The following is a 2,584-nucleotide window of genomic DNA, read 5'->3' on the forward strand; positions in this document are numbered from 1 at the left end:
GAAATAGAACATGAAACCATCAGCTTACAAGCAATCGAAGCCCGATTAAACGGGTGACGGTGTGCCTGTTGAAGAATGAGCCGGCGACTTATAGGGTGTGGCAGGTTAAGACGAGAATGTCGGAGCCAAAGCGAAAGCGAGTCTGATAAGGGCGATTTTGTCACACTTTATAGACCCGAACCCGGGTGATCTAACCATGTCCAGGATGAAGCTTGGGTAACACCAAGTGGAGGTCCGAACCGACTGATGTTGAAAAATCAGCGGATGAGGTGTGGTTAGGGGTGAAATGCCAATCGAACCCGGAGCTAGCTGGTTCTCCCCGAAATGTGTTTAGGCGCAGCGGCAGTGATTATAGTCTGGGGGTAAAGCACTGTTTCGGTGCGGGCTGCGAGAGCGGTACCAAATCGAGACAAACTCTGAATACCAGATGCACACACTGCCAGTGAGACGGTGGGGGATAAGCTTCATCGTCAAGAGGGAAACAGCCCAGACCACCAGCTAAGGTCCCCAAATCACAACTCAGTGATAAAGGAGGTGGGAGTGCAGAGACAACCAGGAGGTTTGCCTAGAAGCAGCCATCCTTGAAAGAGTGCGTAATAGCTCACTGGTCAAGCGCTCCTGCGCCGAAAATGAACGGGGCTAAGTTGTGTACCGAAGCTGTGGGATATACATGTATATCGGTAGGGGAGCGTTCTGTTGTAGAGAGAAGCACTAGCGTAAGCAGGTGTGGACGAAGCAGAAGTGAGAATGTCGGCTTGAGTAGCGCAAACATTGGTGAGAATCCAATGCCCTGAAATCCCAAGGTTTCCTCCGCAAGGCTCGTCCGCGGAGGGTTAGTCAGGACCTAAGGCGAGGCTGAAAAGCGTAGTCGATGGACAACGGGTTAATATTCCCGTACTGACTTTGGTTTGTGCAGAGGGACGGAGAAGGCTAAATCAGCCGCATGTTGGTTAGCGGTTCAAGCATCCGAGGTTTTGAGAGACGGTGAAAACGTCTTGAGCTGAGGTGTGAGTACGAGGAGATACGTCTCCGAAGTGATTGATGTCAGGCTTCCAAGAAAAGCTCTAAACACGTTAAGCCAAAGTTACCTGTACCCTAAACCGACACAGGTGGGAAGGTTGAGAATACCAAAGGGCGCGAGATAACTCTCTCTAAGGAACTCGGCAAAATGACCCCGTAACTTCGGGAGAAGGGGTGCCACCGCAAGGTGGTCGCAGTGAAGAGGCCCAGGCGACTGTTTACCAAAAACACAGGTCTCCGCTAAGTTGCAAAACGATGTATGGGGGCTGACGCCTGCCCAGTGCCGGAAGGTTAAGGAAGTCGGTCAGGGCCGCAAGGCTTGAAGCTGGCGACCGAAGCCCCGGTGAACGGCGGCCGTAACTATAACGGTCCTAAGGTAGCGAAATTCCTTGTCGGGTAAGTTCCGACCCGCACGAAAGGCGTAACGATCTGGGCGCTGTCTCGGAGAGAGGCTCGGCGAAATAGGAATGTCTGTGAAGATACGGACTACCTGCACCCGGACAGAAAGACCCTATGAAGCTTTACTGTAGCCTGGTATTGGGTTCGGGCTTTGCTTGCGCAGGATAGGTGGGAGGCTGTGAAAGATTCCTTGTGGGGAATCTGGAGCCAACGGTGAGATACCACTCTAGCAAGGCTAGAATTCTAACCCTGACCCGTCATCCGGGGAGGGAACAGTATCAGGTGGGCAGTTTGACTGGGGCGGTCGCCTCCTAAATGGTAACGGAGGCGCACAAAGGTTCCCTCAGGCTGGTTGGAAATCAGCCGGAGAGTGTAAAGGCATAAGGGAGCTTGACTGCAAGAGCTACAACTCGAGCAGGGTGGAAACACGGTCTTAGTGATCCGACGGCACTGCGTGGAAGGGCCGTCGCTCAACGGATAAAAGTTACTCTAGGGATAACAGGCTGATCTCCGCCAAGAGTTCACATCGACGCGGAGGTTTGGCACCTCGATGTCGGCTCATCGCAACCTGGGGCGGTAGTACGTCCCAAGGGTTGGGCTGTTCGCCCATTAAAGCGGTACGTGAGCTGGGTTCAGAACGTCGTGAGACAGTTCGGTCCATATCCGGTGCAGGCGCAAGAGCATTGAGAGGAGTCCCCTCTAGTACGAGAGGACCGAGGGGAACGCACCGCTGGTGTACCTGTTATCGTGCCAACGGTAAACGCAGGGTAGCCATGTGCGGAGTGGATAACCGCTGAAAGCATCTAAGTGGGAAGCCCACCTCAAGATGAGTGCTCTCATGGAGTTAATCCAGTAAGGTCACGGGTAGAACACCCGTTGATAGGCTCTAAGTGGAAGCCCAGTAATGGGTGAAGCTGAGGAGTACTAACAGACCGAGGGCTTGACCTCTTCCATTGGTCTAACTAAAACAAAAATCTTCTTTTATTCGCTATGCAGCCTTCAGGGTTCCTGTCCTCGTACACACCCAACAAGTTTCCTGGTGCCTATGGCGCAATGGAACCACTCCGAACCCATCCCGAACTCGGTCGTGAAACATCGCTGCGGCAAAGATAGTTGAGGGGTTGCCCTCCGCAAAAATAGCTCGGCGCCAGGTTATTAATTAAAA

2 rRNA genes (1 of these 2 only partly in view) are annotated in these 2,584 nt (G+C 52.9%); both read left to right on the top strand.

The window, feature by feature from the left end:
• Positions 1 to 2,367: ribosomal RNA gene (locus H6F93_RS33195) — 23S ribosomal RNA — on the top strand (it extends 518 nt beyond the left edge of the window).
• An 87-nt stretch (positions 2,368 to 2,454) separates the two neighbouring features.
• Positions 2,455 to 2,572: ribosomal RNA gene (rrf, locus tag H6F93_RS33200) — 5S ribosomal RNA — on the top strand.
• Positions 2,573 to 2,584 lie beyond the last annotated feature (12 nt).

The organism is Leptolyngbya sp. FACHB-671 (assembly GCF_014695745.1).
Taxonomy (GTDB): domain Bacteria; phylum Cyanobacteriota; class Cyanobacteriia; order Elainellales; family Elainellaceae; genus JAAUTN01.